Annotated in this window: 1 protein-coding gene; it reads right to left on the bottom strand. The window is 57.6% G+C overall.

Annotation, left to right across the window (positions count from 1 at the left end):
• The coding region (locus ASU23_RS34520) for a hypothetical protein (protein ID WP_216637129.1) at positions 1–419 on the bottom strand (419 nt) is incomplete at its 3' end.
• Positions 420–479: the final 60 nt, after the last annotated feature.

Below are 479 nucleotides of genomic sequence, written 5' to 3' on the forward strand. Positions count from 1 at the left end.
CTCGACTGCGTCGCGGCGGAACTCTTCGGAGTAATTTTTCTTTGCCATCGGGTTAGATCTTCTCGCTTTCCCTGGTCTGAGACCAGGATCAAGCGTGTCCAACCCGCGGGGTCAAGGCCCATGTGCGCGATCTCAGCTTCTGCACTATCGATCAGAGGCAATCGCCGGCGGAGCAAATCACTCGATTCCCCGCGGTACGTCTCTGCCTTCTCGTACGCCGCAATGACGTTGTCGAACCATTTCGTCAGTTCGTAGGCATCGTCAGGCCCGCAACCGGGGCCATCGCTCCAGGACGTTTCGAAGTCGTCGAACTGCTTGGACATGTCTTCAATTGCCGAACGAACTTCGGCCTCCAAAGTCTGTCGACGGCCATCGTAAGCTCCCCACTGGCGGCCATTTATGGCGCATTTTGTGGCCATGGTTTCTCCCCGCGTACGGCCAGATAGTTCCCCACCTGCTGTGAGTCAGATTCGGTCCCG

Origin of the sequence: Rhodococcus sp. KB6, from assembly GCF_001445685.1 — a bacterium.
Lineage (GTDB): Bacteria > Actinomycetota > Actinomycetes > Mycobacteriales > Mycobacteriaceae > Rhodococcus_F > Rhodococcus_F qingshengii.